19 protein-coding genes are annotated in these 21,189 nt (G+C 73.1%); 14 read left to right on the plus strand and 5 right to left on the minus strand.

Features of this window, described 5'->3' with window-relative positions:
- Positions 1–5 precede the first annotated feature (5 nt).
- From IE096_RS16705 to IE096_RS16745, 9 genes are all read left to right on the plus strand, one after another.
- Positions 6–965, plus strand: coding sequence for a carbohydrate ABC transporter permease (locus tag IE096_RS16705; protein WP_189452400.1), 960 nt, complete (start codon positions 6–8; stop codon positions 963–965).
- A gap of 17 nt (positions 966–982) precedes the next feature.
- Positions 983–1,813 carry a carbohydrate ABC transporter permease gene (locus tag IE096_RS16710; protein WP_189452402.1) on the plus strand — a complete coding sequence of 277 codons (831 nt, stop codon included), beginning with the start codon at positions 983–985 and terminating at the stop codon, positions 1,811–1,813.
- Positions 1,810–3,063: a 6-phospho-beta-glucosidase gene (locus tag IE096_RS16715; protein ID WP_189452404.1), complete on the plus strand. Its 1,254-nt coding sequence runs from the start codon at positions 1,810–1,812 to the stop codon at positions 3,061–3,063. Before IE096_RS16710 ends, IE096_RS16715 begins: the two co-directional genes overlap by 4 nt.
- On the plus strand, positions 3,054–4,058 hold the full coding sequence (locus IE096_RS16720; protein WP_189452406.1) for an N-acetylglucosamine kinase: 1,005 nt from the start codon (positions 3,054–3,056) through the stop codon (positions 4,056–4,058). The genes IE096_RS16715 and IE096_RS16720 overlap by 10 nt, the downstream gene beginning before the upstream one ends.
- Before the next feature lie 435 nt (positions 4,059–4,493).
- On the plus strand, positions 4,494–4,901 hold the full coding sequence (melC1, locus tag IE096_RS16725) for an apotyrosinase chaperone MelC1 (protein WP_189452409.1): 408 nt from the start codon (positions 4,494–4,496) through the stop codon (positions 4,899–4,901).
- Positions 4,902–4,969: 68 nt separating this feature from the next.
- The gene (gene melC2, locus IE096_RS16730; protein WP_189452411.1) at positions 4,970–5,791 is read left to right on the plus strand and encodes a tyrosinase MelC2; all 822 of its coding nucleotides are present in this window, start codon (positions 4,970–4,972) and stop codon (positions 5,789–5,791) included.
- A gap of 271 nt (positions 5,792–6,062) precedes the next feature.
- Positions 6,063–7,448, plus strand: coding sequence for a GlnX family signal transduction membrane protein (locus tag IE096_RS16735; protein WP_189452413.1), 1,386 nt, complete (start codon positions 6,063–6,065; stop codon positions 7,446–7,448).
- Positions 7,449–7,465: 17 nt separating this feature from the next.
- A complete protein-coding gene (locus tag IE096_RS16740) occupies positions 7,466–8,431 on the plus strand; it encodes a glutamate ABC transporter substrate-binding protein (protein WP_189452415.1) in 966 nt (321 codons plus the stop codon).
- A 69-nt stretch (positions 8,432–8,500) separates the two neighbouring features.
- Entirely contained in the window at positions 8,501–9,823 is a 1,323-nt protein-coding gene (locus IE096_RS16745) for a coiled-coil domain-containing protein (RefSeq protein WP_189452417.1), read from the plus strand.
- A gap of 30 nt (positions 9,824–9,853) precedes the next feature.
- Here the strand turns inward: IE096_RS16745 and IE096_RS32240 are convergent, their stop codons facing one another.
- Entirely contained in the window at positions 9,854–10,243 is a 390-nt protein-coding gene (locus IE096_RS32240; protein ID WP_444544782.1) for a hypothetical protein, read from the minus strand.
- On the opposite strand from IE096_RS32240, the gene IE096_RS16750 reads away from it, so the two are divergent.
- From IE096_RS16750 to IE096_RS16770, 5 genes are all read left to right on the plus strand, one after another.
- Positions 10,242–12,530, plus strand: a complete 2,289-nt coding sequence (locus tag IE096_RS16750; RefSeq protein WP_506005072.1) for a serine/threonine-protein kinase — start codon at positions 10,242–10,244, stop codon at positions 12,528–12,530. The genes IE096_RS32240 and IE096_RS16750 overlap by 2 nt on opposite strands.
- A gap of 3 nt (positions 12,531–12,533) precedes the next feature.
- Positions 12,534–13,694 carry a protein phosphatase 2C domain-containing protein gene (locus tag IE096_RS16755; protein WP_189452421.1) on the plus strand — a complete coding sequence of 387 codons (1,161 nt, stop codon included), beginning with the start codon at positions 12,534–12,536 and terminating at the stop codon, positions 13,692–13,694.
- A gap of 121 nt (positions 13,695–13,815) precedes the next feature.
- Positions 13,816–15,147 (plus strand): vWA domain-containing protein, encoded by a 1,332-nt coding sequence (locus IE096_RS16760; protein WP_189452424.1) that lies wholly within the window; start codon positions 13,816–13,818, stop codon positions 15,145–15,147.
- 37 nt (positions 15,148–15,184) lie between these two features.
- Positions 15,185–16,183 (plus strand): FHA domain-containing protein, encoded by a 999-nt coding sequence (locus IE096_RS16765; protein ID WP_189452425.1) that lies wholly within the window; start codon positions 15,185–15,187, stop codon positions 16,181–16,183.
- Positions 16,184–16,242: 59 nt separating this feature from the next.
- Positions 16,243–16,647, plus strand: a complete 405-nt coding sequence (locus IE096_RS16770) for a globin (protein WP_189452428.1) — start codon at positions 16,243–16,245, stop codon at positions 16,645–16,647.
- Positions 16,648–16,725: 78 nt separating this feature from the next.
- On the opposite strand, the gene IE096_RS16775 is transcribed toward IE096_RS16770, so the two are convergent.
- The 4 genes from IE096_RS16775 to IE096_RS16790 form a co-directional block, all read right to left on the minus strand.
- On the minus strand, positions 16,726–17,463 hold the full coding sequence (locus IE096_RS16775; RefSeq protein ID WP_189452430.1) for a DUF8010 domain-containing protein: 738 nt from the start codon (positions 17,461–17,463) through the stop codon (positions 16,726–16,728).
- A complete protein-coding gene (locus IE096_RS16780) occupies positions 17,460–17,888 on the minus strand; it encodes an acyl-CoA thioesterase (protein ID WP_189452432.1) in 429 nt (142 codons plus the stop codon). The genes IE096_RS16775 and IE096_RS16780 overlap by 4 nt, the downstream gene beginning before the upstream one ends.
- A 2-nt stretch (positions 17,889–17,890) precedes the next feature.
- Positions 17,891–19,555, minus strand: a complete 1,665-nt coding sequence (gene ettA, locus IE096_RS16785; RefSeq protein WP_189452434.1) for an energy-dependent translational throttle protein EttA — start codon at positions 19,553–19,555, stop codon at positions 17,891–17,893.
- A gap of 167 nt (positions 19,556–19,722) precedes the next feature.
- Positions 19,723–21,159: a Cys-Gln thioester bond-forming surface protein gene (locus tag IE096_RS16790; RefSeq protein WP_189452437.1), complete on the minus strand. Its 1,437-nt coding sequence runs from the start codon at positions 21,157–21,159 to the stop codon at positions 19,723–19,725.
- Between the last annotated feature and the right edge of the window lie 30 nt (positions 21,160–21,189).

Here is a 21,189-nt window from a genome sequence, read left to right on the forward strand (position 1 = left end):
CTGTCATGGCACACCTCGCCACCGCTCCCGGCGCACGCCGCCGGCGCGCCCGGGAACGCCTGCGCGTCCTAGGCTTCCTCTCACCCTGGCTGATCGGCTTCACCGTCTTCTTCGGCTATCCGCTGATCGCCACCGTCTACTTCTCCTTCACGCGCTACAACCAGATCCAGCCCCCGTCCTTCGTGGGACTGCGCAACTGGACGTACGTGTTCACGCAGATGCCGCTGTTCGGGCCCGCGCTGTGGAACACGCTGTGGCTGGTCGTGGTCATGGTGGCCCTGCGCGTCGTCTTCGGGCTGGGCACCGGACTGCTGGTCACCAAGGTGAAGACGGGCGCGGGCTTCTTCCGCACCGCCTTCTACCTGCCCTACCTCGCCCCGCCCGTGGCGGCGACGGTGGCCTTCGTCTTCCTCCTCAACCCGGGCACCGGCCCGGTGAACGACGCCCTCACGGCGCTCGGCGTCCCCGCGCCCGACTGGTGGGGCGACCCCCACTGGGCCAAGCCCTCGCTGGTGCTGCTGTCGCTGTGGGGCATCGGCGACCTGATGGTGATCTTCCTGGCCGCCCTGCTGGACGTGCCCAAGGAGCGGTACGAGGCCGCCCAGCTCGACGGCGCCGGGCCCGTCGCGACGTTCCGCTATGTCACCTGGCCTGCGATCACCCCGGTGGTGATGTTCGCGGTCGTGACGGGAGTCGTGCAGACGATGCAGTACTACACCCAGGCGCTCGTCGCCGGGAAGCTCGCCTCCGGCGTCAGCGTCGGCCCCGGCACGCCCGTCCAGCCCGGTTATCCGGACCACTCCACGCTCACCGTGACCCAGCTCGTCTACTCGCTCGGCTTCCAGCACTTCAACACCGGCGCCGCGTGCGTGCTCTCCTTGGTGCTGTTCGCCGTCGCCATGGCCGCCGCCTCGCTGCTGATGCGCGGCCGCGCCGGGCTGCTCGGGGCGGAGGACCGGCCGTGAGACCGAGGACCGGACCCATGAAGCGAGGACGCGTCCTCCACTGGATCGCCGTGCACACCGTCGCCGTCGCCGCGGCGCTCTTCTTCACCCTGCCGTTCGTCTTCGTCCTCCTCACCTCCGTGATGAGCGACGACCAGGCCATGAGCGGCGAGCTGTGGCCGCGCTCCTGGCACTGGTCCAACTACGCGGAGGTCCTCCGCACCCCCGGCTTCCTCACCTGGTGGCGGAACTCGCTGCTGTACGCCGGGCTGGGCACCCTGTTCACCGTGTGCTCCTCCCTCCCGGTCGCCTACGCGCTCGCGCGGTTCCGCTTCCGTGGCCGGCGGACCGCGCTCGTCCTCGTGATCGCCACGATGACGCTGCCGCCACAGGTCGTCGTCATCCCCATGTACCTGGTGTGGGCCCAGCAACTGCACCTGTCGGGGACGCTGTGGCCGCTGATCGTGCCGCTGGCGTTCGGCGACGCGTACTCGATCTTCCTGCTGCGGCAGTTCCTGCTCACCATCCCCGCCGAGTACACGGAGGCCGCGCGGCTGGACGGCTGCGGCGAACTGCGCACCCTGCTGCGCGTCGTCGTGCCGATGGCGAAGCCGGGCATCGCGGCGGTCGCGCTGTTTCAGTTCTTCGCCTGCTGGAACGATTACTTCGGGCCACAGATCTACGCAGCGCAGAACCCGGGCGCCTGGACGCTGAGTTACGGCCTGGAGTCCTTCAAGAGCGCCCACAGCGTCAACTGGAATCTGACGATGGCCGCCACCCTGCTGGTCATGGCACCGGTCATCGCCGTCTTCTTCTTCGCCCAGAAGGCCTTCGTCGAAGGCGTCACACTGACAGGAGTCAAGGGTTGAAGCTCGCAGTAGTGGGTGGTGGCTCCACCTACACCCCCGAACTCGTCGACGGATTCGCACGGCTGCGGGACGTCCTCGCCGTCGAGGAGCTCGTCCTCGTCGACCCCGCCGCCGAGCGGCTGGAACCGGTCGGCGGCCTGGCGCGGCGCATCCTCGCCGCCCAGGGCCACCCGGGCCGGGTCACCTGGACCGACGACCTCGACGCGGCCGTCGACGGCGCCGACGCCGTGCTGCTCCAGCTGCGCGTCGGCGGCCAGGCGGCCCGCGAGAAGGACGAGACGTGGCCGCTGGAGTGCGGCTGCGTGGGCCAGGAGACCACGGGCGCGGGCGGTCTCGCCAAGGCCCTGCGGACGGTCCCGGTGGTCCTCGACATCGCCGAACGGGTGCGCCGCCGCAACCCCGGCGCCTGGATCGTGGACTTCACCAACCCCGTCGGAATCGTCACCCGCGCCCTGCTGACCGCCGGGCACCGCGCTGTCGGGCTGTGCAACGTGGCCATCGGCTTCCAGCGGAAGTTCGCCGCCCTGCTCGGGGTGGCGCCCGGCGAGGTCGAGCTGGACCACGTCGGCCTGAACCACCTCACCTGGGAACGGGCGGTGCGCGTCGGCGGCCGGGACGTCCTGCCCGGGCTGCTCGCGGAACACGGCGACGCCATCGCGGCGGACCTGCGGATGCCGCGCCGGCTGCTGGACCGGCTGGGCGTCGTCCCCTCCTACTACCTGCGCTACTTCTACGAGCACGACGCGGTCGTCGAGGAGCTGCGGAAGAAGCCCTCGCGGGCGGCCGAGGTCGCGGAGATGGAGCGGACGCTGCTGGCGATGTACGCCGACCCGGCGCTGGACCACAAGCCGGAACTGCTGGCCAAACGCGGCGGGGCCTACTACTCGGAGGCCGCCGTCGCGCTCACGGCGTCACTGCTGACCGGCACCGGGCCCGTCCAGGTGGTCAACACCCTCAACAACGGCACCCTGCCCTTCCTCCCCGACGACGCCGTCGTCGAGGTGCCGGCGGCGGTGGACGCGGCCGGGGCGCGCCCCCTGCCCGTCCGGCCGCTGGAGCCGCTGTTCGCCGGGCTCGTCGCGCATGTGACGGCCTATGAGCACCTGGCGCTGGAGGCGGCCCTCAAGGGCGGCCGGGACCGGGTCTTCACGGCGCTCCTCGCCCATCCGCTCGTCGGCCGGACCGACCGGGCGGAGAAGCTGACGGACGCCCTCCTCCACCACAACCGGGAGCACCTGGCGTGGGCGTGATCGTGGCGATCGACGCCGGCAACAGCAAGACCGACGTGGCCGTCACCGGTACGGACGGCACGGTGTTCGGCCGGGCACGGGGCGGGGGCTTCCGGCCGCACGCGGTGGGCGTCGAGCAGGCCGTGGACACCCTCCAGTCGGCCGTCGCCGAGGCGATGTCCGACGCGGCGGCGGAGCTCGGCCTTCCACTGGACGTCCGCCTCTTCTCGGCCTGTCTCGCCAACGCCGACTTCCCGGTGGAGGAGGCGGAGCTGGCGGGGGCGATCGCCCGGCGGAACCGGGCGGCGGGCGACCCGGCGGGGCATCCCCCCGTCCGGGTCGCCAACGACACCTTCGCGCTGCTGCGCGCGGGGCTGTCCGACGAGGGCGAGCCGGCGGGCGTCGCCGTCGTGTGCGGGGCGGGGATCAACTGCTCGGGGCTGGCGCCCGGGGGCCGGGTAGCCCGGTTCGCCGCCGTCGGGCGGATCTCGGGCGACTGGGGCGGCGGGGCGCACCTGGCCGAGGAGGCGGTGTGGTGGGCGGCCCGGGCGGCGGACGGGCGCGGCGAGGCGACGGCGCTGGCGCGGGAACTCCCCGCCCACTTCGGGCTGTCCACGATGCCGGAGCTGATCGAGGCCCTCCACCTGGGGCGGATCGAGCGGGCGCGGCGGCACGAACTGGCGCCGGTGCTCTTCGCGGTGGCGGCCGCCGGTGACGCGGTGGCCGGGGCGATCGTGGCGCGGCAGGCCGACGAGGTGGTGGCCCTGGCCTCGGCGGCCCTGGACCGGCTGGGGCTGCTGGAGGCGGCGGTGCCGGTGGTGCTGGGCGGCGCGGTCCTGGCGGCCCGTCACCCACTGCTCCACGAACGCGTCGTGCGGGGGCTGGCGGGACGGGCGCCCCGGGCCGTGCCCCGCGTCGTGACCGCGCCGCCCGTGCTGGGGGCGGCGCTGCTGGCCCTCGACCACCTCGGGGCGCCCGCCGCCGCGTACGCACGGCTGCGGGAGCACTTCGCGTAGGGGACGACAGAACGAGATCGCGGAACGAGATCGGCGGAAACCGCGCCGTGGACTCCGGCCTTCCCGGCCGGAATCCACGGCGCGGCGCCATGTTCGCGTCATGTTCACGTCGTGAGAGACGTCACCGGTGGAGGCGGTCCGCCGCAAATCCTTCGCGGGAGGCCGGTCCGGCCCGGTGGACTTCCTGACACCCGCGTCAATAGCGGGATTGGCCAGAAATTCCTCCCCTACCACTGGTTGACCATTCATATACCCAATGTCCGTATTCGGGTCAACCATTTCCCCCTCTCTCCAAGATCGTGCAAGCATCCGGCCACGCATGGATTGATCACGAAATACGACAAAGAACTGCCGCAACTCGCCTCAAAAGGGCGTTGCTGAGCATTCGTGACAGCCCCTGCTCCCGACCCACAGATCCCGAGGGGGGATACACGCATGTCGAAGAACGTCACCCGCCGCGTCGTCCTGCGCGGCACCGCGATAGCCGTCGCCGGAGCGGCCCTCGCCGCTCCGGCCGCCATGGCGGCGACCCGCGCCGCGATGCCCATGGACCACACGGGCATGGACCACTCCGGGCACGGCTCCCACGGCCCCCAGCCCTTCGACGAGGTCTACCAGGGCCGGCGCATCGTCGGCACGCCCGTCACCGGTGGCCACGAGGCCCACCACGGCGGCTTCGCCGTGACGATCGACGGCAAGGAACTGCACGTCATGCGGAACGCGGACGGTACGTGGATCAGCGTGATCAACCACTACCAGACCTTTGCCGACCCGCTGGCGCTGACCCGCGCCGCCGTCGACAAGCTCCAGGGCGCCGCGCTCGTCCCGATCTCCACCCGCTGACCCCGGCCGACTGCCGACCGTCCGGCCCGACGCGGCCGGTCCCCCGAACCGAGAGGACGTAGACCCCCATGGCAGTGCGCAAGAACCAGGCGACCCTGACGGCCACGGAGAAGCGCAACTTCGTCAACGCCCTGCTGGCGCTGAAGAAGAGCGGCAAGTACGACGAATTCGTGCGGACGCACAACGAGTTCATCATGAGCGACGGCGACGACACCGACCGCGTCGGCCACCGTTCGCCGTCCTTCCTGCCCTGGCACCGCCGCTTCCTCATCCAGTTCGAGCAGGAGCTCCAGAGAATCGATTCCTCGGTGACGCTCCCCTACTGGGACTGGACCGCCGACCGCACCGTCACGGCCTCCATATTCGCCGCCGACTTCCTCGGCGGGAACGGCCGCAGCCGCGACGCGCAGGTCACCACCGGCCCGTTCGCGTACTCCACCGGCCAGTGGAACATCAACGTCTCGGCCGACGACCGCCCCTACCTCCAGCGGGAGATGGGCGCGAGCGTCCGCGCGCTGCCCACCCGCGCCGAGGTCGACTCCGTGCTCGCCATGACCACCTACGACATGGCCCCCTGGAACAGCGCCTCCGACGGCTTCCGCAACCACCTCGAGGGCTGGCGCGGCGTCAACCTCCACAACCGCGTCCACGTGTGGATGGGCGGCCAGATGGCCACCGGCGTCTCCCCCAACGACCCGGTCTTCTGGCTGCACCACTGCTTCATCGACAAGCTGTGGGCCGACTGGCAGCGGATGCACCCCACCTCGGGCTACCTGCCGACCGGCGGCACCACCAACGTCGTGGACCTCAAGGACACGATGCGCCCGTGGAACAACGTGACCCCGGCCGACATGCTCGACCACACGAAGTTCTACACCTACGACCGCTGACGGTACGCCCCGCCGGGGGTGACGGGCATGAGCGCCCGTCACCCCCGGCGTTCCCGTTTCCGGGTACTCCGTCCGCACGGGAACCGAACAGACGCCCCACGCGTGAAATGAGGTGAAAGGCCGAAACGGACACCCGGGCGACGCTCACGACCCGTGCAAGATCGATGCACAACCGGTGTGTTTGTCAGTCCCTGCGGCCATACTGCTGGCCTGGCACCCGTTCCCCGCCGCCCGGGGGACAGCGGGCCGCGGCGACCGAGGGGGAGGTCACGTGTCACCAGCGCAGCCGGATCCGGGAACGCGGCGCACCGCGTGGCGCGAGGGGCTGGAGCGGATCGCGGACGCGGCCACGACGGAGCCCGGCAGACTCAGGGTGATCGGCGCGGTCCTGGCCGCGCTGCTGGTCGCCTTCGGCGCGGTCACCGCCTGGCAGGTCACCGACCGGTCGGCGGCGGCGGACGCCGTGATCGACCGCAGCGAGCCGCTGAGCGCCGACGCCGCCGACATCTACCGCTCGCTGGCCGACGCCGACACGGCCGCCGCCGCCGGGTTCCTGGCCGGCCGGGACGAGCCCCGCACGGTCCGCCAGCGCTACGAGAAGGACATCGGCGTTGCCTCCGAGCTCCTGGTGAAGGCCGCCGCCGACACCGGAGGCTCCAGCTCCGCCCGCGAGCAGATAGCCCGGCTCAATCAGCAACTCCCCGTCTACACCGGCCTGGTGGAGTCCGCCCGCGCGGCGGGCCGGCAGGGCCTGCCCCTGGGCGGCGCCTATCTGCGCTACGCCAGCGACCGGATGCGCGAGGATCTGCTGCCGGCCGCTCGCGCCCTCTACGAGGCCGAGACCGGACGCCTCCGTTCCGACTACGCGGACGCCAAGTCCTGGCCCTGGACGGCCCTCGCCACGGGCGTCGTGGCCCTCGGCGCCCTCGGCTGGGCCCAGCGCCGCACCTTCCTGCGCACCAACCGGGTGTTCAACCACGGCCTCCTCGCCGGGACCGCCGCCGGCGCGGTGGTCCTGCTGTGGCTGACCGTCGGCCACGCCGTGGCCCGCGCGGACCTGACGGACTCCTACGAGAACGGGGCCAAGTCCCTCCAGGTGCTCAGCGAGGCCCGGATCGCCTCGCTCCAGGCCCGGGGCGACGAGAGCCTCACCCTGGTGGCCCGGGGCGCCGTGCTCACCCCGGCGGGCGACGACGCCTACGAGGCCAGCTACCGCACGGGCATGCGCAAGCTGATCGGCGGCGACGTCACCGCCTCCGGCGAGCCCGCCCCCGACAGCCTCCTGGGCCGGGCCCGCTCCCTCGCGGACGGCTCGGAAGGACGCGATCCGGTGCTGGCGGCGATCCATGACGTCAAACAGTGGCAGCAGCGGCACGGCGAGGCCCGCACCGCCGACGTCGGCGGGTACTACGGCCAGGCGCTCGCCAAGGTGATCGGGGAGAAGGGCAGCGCCCGGGGCAGCACCGGCGAATCGTTCGACCAGGTGGACACCGCGCTGCGCCGGGCCCTCGCCCACGAGGAGGACGACTTCCGGCGGGCGGCGGGGGACGGGCGCGGCGCGTTCACGGGGCTCGCGGCCGGAGCCGCCGTCCTGGCCGTGCTCGGGGCCGCGGGCGCCGTGCTCGGCATCGGCCGCAGGCTGTCGGAGTACCGGTGAGGCGGGGAGGGACGGCGATGGGCGGACGACGCGGAACCAGGGCCGGGGCCGTGGTGACGGCCTGTGTGTGGACACTCGCCGTCGCCGTGGGCGCGGCCGTCCTGCCGGCGGCGCGCCCCGCCGGGCCCGTGGCCCGGACCCCGGCGGCCGCGCCGGCGGCGGCCGTGCGCGCGCCCGCGACGTGCGTCGCCCCGGAGGCGAGCCTGCGCCCGTCGACGGCCGACGGGCCGGCCGTCCGGCGCATCAAGGAACGCGGCCGGCTGATCGCCGGCGTCGACCAGAACAGCTACCGCTGGGGCTACCGCGACCCCGCCACCGGCGAGCTCAGCGGCTTCGACATCGACCTGGTCCACGCCATCGCCAAGGCCGTCCTCGGCGACCCCGGCAAGGTCGTCTTCCTGGCGATCCCCACCAACCAGCGCATACCCGCCCTGGAAAAGGGCAAGGTGGACATCATCGCGCGCACCATGACGATCAACTGCGACCGGGCCCGGCAAGTCGCCTTCTCCACGGCCTACTTCGAGGCCGGGCAGCAGGTACTGGCCCCCAAGGCCTCACCGGTCACGGCGTTCGACGACAGCCTGGAGGGGAAGAAAGTCTGTACGGCCAAGGGATCCACGGGCGAGAGCGAGCTGAAGAACGAGTCGCACGGCGCGTCCGTGCTGACCGTGCCCAACCAGCTCGACTGCCTGGTCCGGCTCCAGCTCGGACAGGTCGACGCGGTGATCACCGACAGCGCCCTGGCCGCCGGACAGGCGGCCCAGGACCCGTCCGTGCGACTGGTCGGCAAACCGTTCACCACCGAGTCCTACGGCGTGGCGATGAACCTCAAGGACGAAGACCTGGTACGCCGGGTCAACGCGGTACTGGAGGACTACCGCCGGGGCGGCGAGGCGAGCCCCTGGATGCTGGCGTACCGCAAGTGGCTGGCGGCCGACCTCCAGGGGATCACCGCTCCGCCGGAGCCCCGGTACCGGGACTGACGGCACGGAAGGACCGAAGCACCACACCGTTCGCGCGCGGCACCGGCCGCGGGACAGGAGAGGGGACCGATGGTGGTCGCGGGGCCCACCGGGCCGACCTTGAGCCGCGAGGAGGTGGACCGTGCGCTGGCACGGCTCGGCGCGGAGCACGAGGCGGTCGAGTCCTCCCTGCTCGCCCTCCAGGACCACGCCGGGCGGCGGCTGCTGGAGGGCGCGGAGCTGACCGGCGTCACCAGGAGCCGGTGGGAGTCCACCGAGCTGCTCATCACCCAGCTGTGGGTGTACTTCGACGCCTACACCGACGCCCTGGAGGCGGCCCGTGAGCTGCGCGGCCGCCGCCGCTGGCCCACCTCGGGCGAGCTGACCGAGCTGACCGACCTGCTGCGCGGCACCGCCGTCACCCTGCCCGCCGGCCCGCCCCAGGCCGGCCTGGTGACCCTGGGCGTGGCGGCCAGGCTGAGCGAACGGCTGAGCCTGACGGAGCTCGTCGAGCGGATGAACTCCTGGTACGCCCAGGCCCTGGACGTGCTCGTCATCGCCGACGCCGTCTGGTCGGCCCTGCCCACCCGGATCGACCTGCTCGCCGCCGAGCTCGGGCGCGTCCGCTCCCTCGCCCACTCCGTGGGCGTCCTGCCGGGCGAGCACCCGGCGGGCGACGACCTGGAGCGCCTCACCATGGAACTGGCCGCGCTGCGGTCCGAGGTGATATCCGATCCGCTCGTCTTCTGGACCGGCGCCCCGCCCAGCTCCGCGCCCGGCGGCCGCCCCGACACCGCCCGCTACGACCGTGCCGAGCGCGCCCTGGAGGACGTGCGCCGGGAGGTGGAGGCCGTCCTCGACGTCCGCCAGGACGCCGAGCGCCGGCTGATGCGCGTGCGCGACGTGCTCTCGCGCGCCGACCGCACCCTGGGCGAGGCCCGCCGGGCCCGGATGGAGGTCCTGTCGAAGATCGCCGCCTATGAGGTGCCCGTGGTCTCCGGCCCGCCGACCGTGCTCTACGAGCAGCTGGAGACGGCCGTCGAGTACCGCAGACGCGCCGCGTGGCACCGGCTCTCCCCGCTCCTGGAGGGCCTGGAGCGGCACGCCGAGGAGGAGTTGCTGCGTGCCCGCGAGTCGCTGACGGCGGTCACGGCGCCCCTGGCCGTACGGGCCGAGCTGCGCGGCCGGCTCGACGCGTACAAGGCCAAGGCCGCGCGGCTGGGCCTGGCGGAGGACGGTCTCGTCGTGGAGCGGTACGACGTGGCGCGCCGCATGCTGTGGAGCGCGCCCTGCGATCTCGTCGCCGCCGAGCAGGCGGTGCTGCGCTATCAGCGGGCCGTGGCCGGGGCGCCGGCCCCGCAGGGCTCGGCCGCCTCGGGAACCGACGGGCTTGGGGGGACGCGTGACCGGTGAGCAGTGCCAGCGCCCGGGCTGCGCGGGCCGCTACGAGGACGTGGGCGACGGCGAGCTGTACTGCGACACGTGCGGTCTCGCCCCCGTCGTGGCGCCGGGCGGGCAGATCGCCTCGCCCGCCACGGGGATCACCCACGCGGGCGGCCGGGGCGGCTCGGGCGGTTCGGGGTCGTCCGGCTCGTCGAAGTCATCGGGCTCGTCGGGTTCGTCGGGCTCGTCCGGGTCCTCGCGCTCGTCGTCGGGCTCGTCGTCACGGCCGTCGTCGCGGTCGTCGGGGTCCCGCCGGTCGGTGTCGGGGCGGCTGACGCGTTCGGTGAACGGCGGCACGGGCGTCGCGACGCGGTCCGTCTCGGTGCGCAGCCGGGCGTCCGGCGGGTCCGGCGCCGGTCGCAACAAGCTGGGCGCGGGCCTGGTCAGCATGCCGGGCGTGCCGCGCCCCGACCCCCGGGCGGCGGTGCTGGAGCGCCCGGAGGTGCCCGAGCGCAAGCGGTTCTGCAGCCGCGGCGACTGCGGCGCGCCCGTGGGGCGTTCGGGCCCCCACCGGGCGGGGCGCACGGAGGGCTACTGCACCAAGTGCGGCCACCCGTACTCCTTCGTGCCGAAGCTGCGCCCCGGCGATGTGGTGCGCGGGCAGTACGAGGTGGCGGGCTGTCTCGCGCACGGCGGGCTCGGCTGGATCTACCTGGCCATCGACCGGGCCGTGGCCGACCGCTGGGTGGTCCTCAAGGGCCTGCTCGACACCGGCGACGAGGACGCGCTGGCCGCGGCCGTCGCCGAGCGGCGCTTCCTCGCGGAGATCGAGCACTCCAACATCGTCCGCATCTACAACTTCGTCGAGCACCTCGACCAGCGCACGGGCAGCCTCGACGGCTACATCGTCATGGAGTACGTCGGCGGCAAGTCCCTCAAGGAGATCGCCAACGAGCGCCGCCACCCCGACGGGCGCCGCGACCCGCTGCCGGTCGAGCAGGCGTGCGCGTACGGCATCGAGGCGCTGGAGGCGCTGGGGCACCTCCACAGCCGCAATCTGCTGTACTGCGACTTCAAGGTCGACAACGCGATCCAGCAGCAGGACCAGCTGAAGCTGATCGACATGGGCGCGGTGCGCCGGATGGACGACCACGACAGCCCCATCTACGGCACGATCGGCTACCAGGCGCCCGAGATCGCCGAACTGGGCGCGTCGGTCGCCTCCGACCTCTACACGGTGGCGCGCACGCTCGCCGTGCTCACCTTCGACTTCCAGGGCTACACGAACGTCTTCGTGGACAGCCTCCCTTCCCCGGACCACATCGAGGTCTTCACCCGCTACGAGTCCTTCTACCGGCTGCTGGTGCGGGCCACCGACCCGGACCCGGCCCGGCGGTTCGCCTCCGCCGACGAGATGGCCGAGCAGCTGACGGGCGTCCTGCGGGAGGTCGTGGCCCTCCAGACGGGCGCCCCGCGCCCCGCGCTGTCCACGCTCTTCGGCCCGGAGCCGCGCGTGGTGGACACGGTGCTGTTCGAGGAGTGCGACCGCGACGTGTCCGCCCTGGGCGGCCGCGTCCCGGCGCCCCGCCGGAACGGATGGCCGCGCCTTCGCCTGCCGCGTGGCCGGGGCGGCGCGGGCGCCGTTCCGCCGGGCTCGGCGGCGGGCGCCGCAGGAACGGCCGGCACGGGCACCGGGCCGACATCCGCCGGAGGGCGCCCGGGGGCGGCCTCCGGCGCGCTGCCCGGGTCGGGCCCGGGCGCGACCGCCCCGGCGGCGGGCGGCGCCGCGTTGCGGCCGATCGACGCGCGGGCCGCCGCGCTCGCGCTGCCGTTTCCGCTCGTCGACCCCGCCGACGCCAACGCCGGCTTCCTCGCGGGGCTGATCGCCTCGCAGCCCGCCGAGCTGTACGCCGCGCTCCAGGCCGCGCCGACCGAGTCGCCGGAGCTGCGGCTGCGGCGGGTGCGGGCCCAGTTGGAGCTCGGCGAGGACGAGCGGGCGTCCCGAGCGCTCGCCGCGCTGGAGGCCGCGAGCCCCGACGACTGGCGCACCGTCTGGCACCGGGGCGTCCACGCCCTCGCCGTCGGCGACCACGCCACGGCGGCCCTGTCCTTCGACGCCGTCTACGACGCCTTCCCCGGGGAGCCCGCGCCCAAGCTGGCCCTCGGGCTGTGCGCGGAGGTGCTCGGGCAGCTCGACAACGCCGCCGAGTACTACCACCTGGTGTGGGTGACCGACCCGGGCTTCGTCGGGGCAGCGTTCGCCCTGGCCCGGGTGCGGCTGGCCGCCGGGGACCGCGCGGGCGCGGTGGCGGCCCTGGAGTCCGTGCCGGCGGCGTCCATCCACTGCACGGCGGCCCGGGTCGCGGCGGTACGGGCCCGGCTTCGGGGGCGCTCGGCCGCGGAACCGCTGCTGGACGACCTGCGGGCCGCCGCCGGCCAGGTGGCGGGCCTCACGGAGCTCGGCCTGGACGCGGTGCGGCGCGAACGGCTGTCGACGGAAGTGCTCGGCACCGCGCTGGACTGGGTGCTGTCGGGCCGCGAGGGCGGCGCGCCGGGCACCGCCCCCGCGCCCCCGGGCGGACCGCCCGTGCTGCTCGGCAGCGGGCTGGACGAACGGGAGCTGCGGTTCGGGCTGGAACGCTCGTACCGGATGCTCGCGCGGCTGGCCCAGCGCGGTGAGGAACGGATCGAACTGGTGGAACGGGCCAACCGTTACCGCCCCAGGACATGGGTGTGATCGATGTCGCAACTGCCCCCACAACTGACGGCGTGCCCCGCCTGTCAGGAGCCGCTGGAACCCGCCGACAACTTCTGCGGAGGCTGCGGCGTGGACCTCTCGGCGGTGCCGCCCGCGCCCGACGACCCACGGGCGGTGGGATGGCGGCGGCCTGACACGTCCGTGGCGCGGGAGGCGGACGACTACCGGCTCGCCCCGCCGGCCGCCGGCGTCCCCGCGCAGCCGGCGCGTGGCGCGGGCCCCGCCGGGCCCTGCGCGGCCTGCCGGTCGGGCATGATCGACAACGACGGGTACTGCGAACACTGCGGACATGCACAGCCGCGCGAACGGGATCACATGGAGCACGAGTCGGCAGGCGTCGCGGCGGTCACCGACCGCGGCCTGCGCCACCACCGCAACGAGGACGCGTACGCCGTGTCCACCACCGACCTCCCCGGCCGGCCGCCGGCCGTCGTCGCGGTCGTCAGCGACGGCGTGTCGTCCGCGGCCCGCCCCGACGAGGCGTCGGCCGCCGCCGTCGAGGCCGCCCACGACTCGCTGGTGACGGCCCTGTCCCGGGGCACCGCCCCCAAGGAGGCCACGCACGAGGCGGTCGTGGCCGCCGCCGAGGCCGTGGCCGCCCTGACCACCCCCGGCCACGAGCCGCGCGAGCACGGCCACTACCGCCATGAGAACGCCCCCGCCTGCACCATCGTCAGCGCCGTCGTCACCGGCGACCTGCTGACCGTCGGCTGGGTCGGCGACAGCCGCGCCTACTGGGTGCCCGACGACCGCTCCAAGCAGCCCGCGCGGCTCACCGAGGACGACTCCTGGGCCGCCCAGATGGTGGCGGCGGGCCTGATGTCGGAGGCCGAGGCCTACGCCGACGAGCGCGCCCACGCCATCACCGGCTGGCTCGGCGCGGACGCCTACGAGGTCGAGCCGCACACCGCCTCGTACCACCTCGACCGCCCCGGTGTGGTGATCGTCTGCACCGACGGGCTGTGGAACTACGCCGAGTCCGCCGAGGAGATGGCGTCCGTCGTGCCCGCCGACGCCCGCTCCCGGCCGTTGGAGTGCGCACGCCGTCTGCTGACCCACGCTCTGGACGGAGGGGGCCACGACAACGTAACAGTGGCAGTGGTGCCGTTCCCGTCCCGGGCCGAAGGGGCAGGATCGGCCTGACGCGCCGCGGTTTCCACGGGGGGATCCACGCACGGTGCCGGGCTCCGGCGCCGCGCCGTCCGTCCGCCCCGCCGCTACGCCCGTGCCGACCACGTGGAGTACGTACGAAGGAGCGGATCAGATGGCCCATTTCGCCAAACCGAACGTGCCCGGGTTCGCCGTCGACGTGTACCAGAACGTCAATCTCCCGGAAGGGGGCCGGGAGGTCAACGCCATCGTCACGGTGACCTCCACCGGCGCGGACACGGACACCGGCGCGGTCGTGCCCGGCCCCCGCGTCCCGGACGCCGCCGTCGTCCTGATGGTCGACTGCTCGGGCTCGATGGACTACCCGCCCGCCAAGATGCGCAGCGCCCGCGAGGCCACGGCCGCCGCCATAGACGCGCTGCGCGACGGCGTCGCCTTCGCCGTGGTGGGCGGCACCCACCAGGCGCGCGAGATATATCCGGCCGGCGGGCGGCTCGCCGTCGCCGACGACATGACCCGTGGCCAGGCCAAGGAGGCGCTGCGCAAGCTCAGTCCAGGAGGCGGCACCGCCATCGGCACCTGGCTGCGCCTCGCCGACCGGCTGCTGTCCTCCTCCGACGCGGCGATACGTCACGGCATCCTGCTCACCGACGGCCGCAACGAGCACGAGGAGCCCGACGCGCTGCGGGCGTCGCTGGACGCGTGCGCGGGCCGGTTCACCTGTGACGCGCGGGGCGTGGGGACGGACTGGGAGGTCAAGGAGGTCACGGGCATCGCCTCCGCCCTGCTGGGCAGCGCCGACATCGTCGCCGATCCGGCCGGCCTGGCCGAGGACTTCACGCGGATGATGGAAACGGTCATGGGCAAGGAGGTCGCGGACGTCTCGCTGCGGCTGTGGACGCCGCAGGGCGCCGAGGTCGTCTTCGTCAAGCAGGTCGCGCCCACCATGGAGGAGCTGACGGACCGCCGCCAGGAGTCCGGGCCGCGCTCCGGCGACTACCCGACGGGCGCGTGGGGGGACGAGTCCCGCGACTACCACGTCTGCGTCCGGGTGCCGAGCGCGCACGTGGGCCAGGAGATGCTGGCCGCCCGGGTGTCCCTGGTGCTGCCCACCTCCGACGGCTCGTCACCGCACGTCCTGGCCCAGGGCCTGATCCGGGCGGTGTGGACGGACGACCTGGAGGCGTCGACGGCCATCAGCCCCCAGGTGGCCCACTACACGGGCCAGGCCGAGCTGGCCCTGGCCATCCAGCAGGGCCTGGACCTGCGCAAGGCGGGGGACGTGGACGGGGCGACCGCCAAGCTCGGCCGGGCCGTCCAGCTGGCCAGCCGCTCCGGCCACGCGGACACCGCGAAACTCCTTGCGAAGGTGGTGGACGTCGTGGACGCGGCGAACGGTACTGTGCGGCTGAAGGCGAAGGTCTCGGAGGAGGCCGAGATGACGCTGGAAACCCGTTCCACCAAGACCGTCCGCGTCAAGAAGTAGCGCCGAGAAGCAACCGCCAGAGGGGGAAGAGACCGACATGCCGACCTGCCCGAACGGCCACCCGTCGGAGGCCGCAGACTGGTGCGAGGTGTGCGGCCACCGGATGTCGGCGGCCACGGCACCGCCCGGTCCCCCGGCCGCCGTCCCACCGCCGCCCACCGCGCCGCCCTCGGCCGGCGGCACCGGCGGCTACGGCTACCCGGGCGGCGACGCCACCGTCCAGGCGGAGCTCTGTCCGCAGTGCCGCACCCCCCGCGAGGCGCAGGCCCCCTTCTGCGAGGAGTGCCGCTACAACTTCGTCACCCGGTCGGCGAACCCCTACGCGTCGCCTCCCCCGCCCCCGCAGCCCCTCCAGTCGGCCCCGCCGCCCCCGGCGCAGCACACCCAGTCGCCGCCGAGCTTCGAGTACACCGGCTCCCGGCCGTCGCGGGTCAACCGCCCGGCCGAGCCGCTGGCGCCGCCCTTCGGCGAGGACGAGGACTGGGTGCTGACCCCGCCGGACGCGCCCGCGCCCGCCGTGCAGGCCGCCCAGGCGCCGTCGGCCGGGCACAACCCGTACGCGTACGAGCCCTACGAGACCTACGATCCCTACGACTCCTCGCCCCCGCAGCCGGCCGTGCCCGCGCCGACGGCGGGCTGGGTCGCGGTCGTCGCGCCCGACCGGGAGTACTTCCTGTCGATGATGAACCGCAGCGGCCCGGAGGCGGCCGGGCTGAACCTGCCCGCCTACTCCCCCGAGCTGCGCTTCCCCCTCAGCGGCCAGCAGGTCACCATCGGCCGGCGCCGGCACAGCACCGGCGAGTCCCCGGACATCGACCTGTCCCGTCCCCCGGAGGACCCGGGCGTCTCGCACCAGCACGCGATGCTGGTGCAGCAACCGGACGGGGGCTGGGCGGTCGTCGACCAGGACTCCACCAACGGCACGACGATCAACGACTCCGAGGACGCGATCCAGCCCTACGTACCCGTGCCGCTGCGGGACGGGGACCGGGTGCACGTGGGCGCGTGGACGACGATCACGGTGCGGCGGGGCTGAGGAGCCGGAAGGGTCGTAAGACTCCGGTCCTCGGCCGGGGGGTCTGAGACCATGGAAGCGTGATTGAGATTCCGCGCGGCACGCTTCCCGAGCAGACCTTCTACGAGCAGGTCGGCGGGGAGAAGACCTTCCGGCGCCTGGTCCACCGCTTCTACCAGGGTGTGGCCGGTGACCCGCTGCTGCGGCCGATGTACCCGGAGGAGGACCTCGGCCCGGCCGAGGAGCGGCTGGTCCTCTTCCTGATGCAGTACTGGGGCGGCCCCCGGACGTACAGCGAGAACCGGGGCCACCCGCGCCTGCGGATGCGCCACGCGCCCTTCGTCGTCGACCGCGCCGCCCACGACGCCTGGCTCCGCCACATGCGCGACGCGGTCGACGAACTCGACCTCGCCCCGGAACTGGAGCACCAGCTCTGGAACTACATGACGTACGCGGCAGCGTCGATGATCAACACAGTGGACTGACCGGTTTGTGGGCAGGCGTTCCGCAGGGCGGAACGGGTGGGCACAAACCCACCCACGGCCCGCACCCGCAAGCCAACGCTAGGCGGGCGTGACCGTAAGCCCCCGCAACCCGCTCCCGGCGGGGCCGACGCTCACGGCGACCGACCCGTACGGCGTCCGCAACCGCAACCACCCCCGGGCCGCAAAAAGGACCGGCTCCTCAGGAGCCGCAGCCGTGACCGGCCCGGCCCCGCCGGCCATGGCCCCGGCCCGCACGGCCGGCCGCAAGAACCCCAGCGACTGGGCCGCGTGCACGGCCCGCAACGGCAACCCCGTGTCCCCGAGCGTCCGGGACCAGATCTCCCGCCCGATACGGTCCCGCTCGGCCCGCGTGCGCCGGTGCTCGGGCAGCGCCTCGTCCCGCGCGCGGAACTCCGCGACGGCCGCGGCCACCGCGCCCCGCACGGCCTCCGCGCCCGGGAAGCCCTCGACCCGCCGCCAGCCGCCGCGGGGCGGCAGGACACCGGCCCAGGGCGGGCCGGTGACGGCCTCGGGAACGGTGATCTCCAGCGCCCCGGAGGACGCCGGGGCACCGGCGTCGAGGGCGTCCGCGAGCTGTCCCGCCGAGACGGTGACGTCCAGCTCGACGGGCTCGGCGAGCCGGGCCGTGCGGATCGCCAGGACCTCGAAGGACGGCGGACGGCCGAAGACACCGAGGACACCGCCGCCCGCCTGGAGGCGGACGGCGGCGGCCCGGTCGTAGTGGATCAGCCGGGCCAGGAAGGCGGCCAGGTCGGCCGCCTCCCGGGCGTCGGCGAAGCACAGCCGCTGCGTCATGCGGCGACGGCCTCCCCGGGCTCGTCGGCGAAGGTCTTGAGCAACGCCTTCTCCTCGGCGGTGACCCGCCGGGGCCGGCCGGCGGCGAAGTCGAACGGGACGATCACGGTGGACGCCCGCACATAGACCTGCTCGTCGTCCTTGACCTCGTACGAGACGGTCATGGACGCGGCGCCGACCTTGGTCACCCACGTCTCGACGGTCACCGGCTCCGGCCGGTGGACCAGCGGGCGCAGGTAGTCGATCTCGTGACGGGCCACGACGGACCCGTCGACGAAGGACTCCTTGCCCGCTCCCGCCTTCAGCTGGTGGATGAGGTCGATCCGCGCCTCCTCGAGGTAGCGCAGGAAGACCGCGTTGTTGACATGGCCGTAGGCGTCCATGTCCGACCAGCGGAGGGGGCACGAGTAGATGTGGCGCGCCACGATCAGCCCCGGGTGAGCTTCTTGTAGGTGGCGCGGTGCGGACGGGCCGCGTCCGCACCGAGGCGCTCGATCTTGTTCTTCTCGTACGACTCGAAGTTGCCCTCGAACCAGAACCACTTGGAGTCGCCCTCGTACGCCAGGATGTGCGTGGCCACTCGGTCCAGGAACCAGCGGTCGTGGGAGACGACCACGGCCGCGCCGGGGAAGTCCAGCAGGGCGTTCTCGAGCGAGGAGAGGGTCTCGACGTCGAGGTCGTTGGTGGGCTCGTCGAGGAGCAGCAGGTTGCCGCCCTGCTTGAGGGTCAGCGCCAGGTTGAGGCGGTTGCGCTCACCACCGGAGAGCACACCGGCCGGCTTCTGCTGGTCCGGGCCCTTGAAGCCGAACGCGGAGACGTAGGCGCGCGACGGCATCTCGACCTGGCCGACGTTGATGTAGTCCAGCTCGTCGGAGACGACGGCCCACAGCGTCTTCTTGGGGTCGATGTTGGCGCGGCTCTGGTCGACGTAGGAGATCTTGACGGTCTCGCCGACCTTGATCGTGCCGGAGTCCGGCTTCTCCAGGCCCTGGATCATCTTGAACAGGGTGGTCTTGCCGGCGCCGTTCGGGCCGATGACACCGACGATGCCGTTGCGCGGCAGGGTGAAGGACAGGTCGTCGATGAGGACCTTGTCGCCGAAGGCCTTCGAGAGGTTGCTGACCTCGACGACGACGCTGCCCAGACGCGGGCCCGGCGGGATCTGGATCTCCTCGAAGTCCAGCTTCCGCATCTTGTCGGCCTCGGCCGCCATCTCCTCGTAGCGGGCGAGACGCGCCTTGGACTTGGCCTGACGGCCCTTGGCGTTGGAGCGGACCCACTCCAGCTCTTCCTTGAGGCGCTTCTGGCGCTTCGCGTCCTTCTGGCCCTCGACCTTCAGACGGGCGGCCTTGTTCTCCAGGTAGGTGGAGTAGTTGCCCTCGTAGGGGTGGGCGCGGCCGCGGTCGAGCTCGAGGATCCACTCGGCGACGTTGTCGAGGAAGTAGCGGTCGTGGGTGATCGCCACGACGGTGCCGGCGTACTTGGCCAGGTGCTGCTCCAGCCAGTTCACCGACTCGGCGTCGAGGTGGTTGGTGGGCTCGTCGAGGAGCAGCAGGTCGGGGGCCTCCAGCAGCAGCTTGCAGAGGGCCACGCGGCGCTTCTCACCACCGGAGAGGTTGGTGACCGGCCAGTCGGCGGGCGGGCAGCCCAGCGCGTCCATGGCCTGCTCCAGCTGGGCGTCGAGGTCCCAGGCGTTGGCGTGGTCGAGCTCCTCCTGGAGCTTGCCCATCTCCTCGAGCAGCGCGTCGGAGTAGTCGGTCGCCATCAGCTCGGCGATCTCGTTGAACCGGTCGAGCTTGCCCTTGATCCCGGCGACGCCGTCCTGGACGTTCTCGAGCACGGTCTTGTTCTCGTCGAGCTCCGGCTCCTGCATCAGGATGCCGACGCTGTAGCCGGGCGACAGGAACGCGTCACCGTTGGACGGCTGCTCCAGGCCCGCCATGATCTTGAGGACGGTGGACTTACCGGCACCGTTGGGGCCGACCACACCGATCTTCGCACCGGGCAGGAAGCTCAGCGTCACGTCATCGAGGATGACCTTGTCGCCGTGCGCCTTGCGCGTCTTGCGCATGGTGTAGATGTACTCAGCCAAGAGAAACCGTCCGGCAGTCGAGAAGGGCCAATGTGCGGCTCCGCCGCGTGAGGGCAGATACACCCCATCTTGCCGTACGGGAAGCCCTGGGCGGAAACGCGTTATGGGTGACGTGCCGGTGACCGAGCGGAACCACTCGGTCACCGAACGTCGTGGAGCGGGCCGTGCTAGCGGCCGGACGGCTCCTTCCTGCGGAGGAGGAAGACGGCGCCGCCGCCGGCCACGATGAGGACGATGGCCAGGCCCGCGATCTTGGGCGTCGCGGTGCTGCCACCGGTGCTGGCGAGGTCTCCGCTGGCGGACCCGCCGGTGCCGTGACCGCCCGAGCCGTGGCCGCCGGAGCCGCCGGAGCTCTTCGCCGGGGCGGGGCTCGGCGAGGCGGCGGGCCTGCCGGGGCCGCTCATGGCGTTGACGGGCGTCGCCGTGTTGCAGTCGAGGATGCCGGAGAACGTCTTCGAGAAGCCGTTGGGGCCGGTGACGGTGATCTTGTAGGGCTGGTCCTCGCCGACCTTCACCAGGGCGGTGTCGGTGCCGCCGGGCGCGACGGTGTGCTTCCTGCCGTCCAGGTCGAAGGTCCAGGGCTGGTCGCCCTTGTTCACGGCGGTGATCTCCACGCCACCCTGGGCGCAGTTCACCGTGGCGCTGACCGCGGGTATCGCGCCCTTGGCGGCCCAGCTGGCCGTGGCCCCGGCGGAGACGGTGCTCTCGCTGGAGCCGGCGAGTATCAGGCTCTGCGTCTTGGTGTGGTCGCCGACGAAGACCCGGCCGACCGGGACCTTGGTGCTGGCCGTGGCCCGGAGCGTGGTCGAGCCGTCCGGGGTGCCGGCCGGGACGTCGAAGTAGAGCTCGGTGCCGTTGGTCGTGGTGGTGACCGGCTTGCCGTCCTTGTCGACGATCTTCACGCCCTTGCCGACGGCGTCGGTGGAGGGGGTGACGGTGACGCTGCCCGCGTCGGTGCGGACCCTGACCGGCCCCAGGCGCCCGCCCGCCTTGCCGGAGACGGCCGGCGGGTCGAGGGCCAGGGACGCCCTGGGCTCCTCGGCGTCCTCGGCGCTCTTGTGGAGGTAGTCGGCGAGCTTCTGGGCCGCGGGGTTCCCGGCGTCGACGCCGACGCCGTCCGAGTAGCGCCAGATGGCGACCTGGGTGCCCGCGGCGGCGGTGTTGGCGTCGAGGGTCCCGGCGCCGGACGCCTTGGCGAGCGCGCTGAGGTCGTTGACCTGCGGGTAGGAGTGCTCCAGGATCCAGCGGATCCTTCCCGCGTTCTTGTTGGCGTGGAGGGACGACTCGCTCCAGCCGGTCTCCCGGTACCTGGCGCCGTCGACGGTGCTGGTGCGGATGTCGACGCAGTAGGTCTGGAGGGTCCCGCCGCCGTCGACCTTCATCTCGAAGAGTCCGGCCAGGACGTTCCGCCCGCCGCCTTCGCGCAGGACGGCCGGGCCGCCGGCCGTGATCCGGCCGAGGGTGGCGGACACGCCGCCCTGGCTCCGCGGCGCCTCGTCCGCGACCGCGGCGCCCGCGGCGGCGGCCGTACCGGCGACGGCCAGCCCTGCCGTCAGCACCACCGCGGCAAGACGGGCGGCGCCCCGTCTCGTGACAGAGTTCATGGATTTCCTTTCGGGCGGGCGCGGATCTCG

Source organism: Streptomyces abikoensis (assembly GCF_014648775.1).
In the GTDB taxonomy this organism is placed as follows: Bacteria; Actinomycetota; Actinomycetes; order Streptomycetales; family Streptomycetaceae; genus Streptomyces; species Streptomyces abikoensis.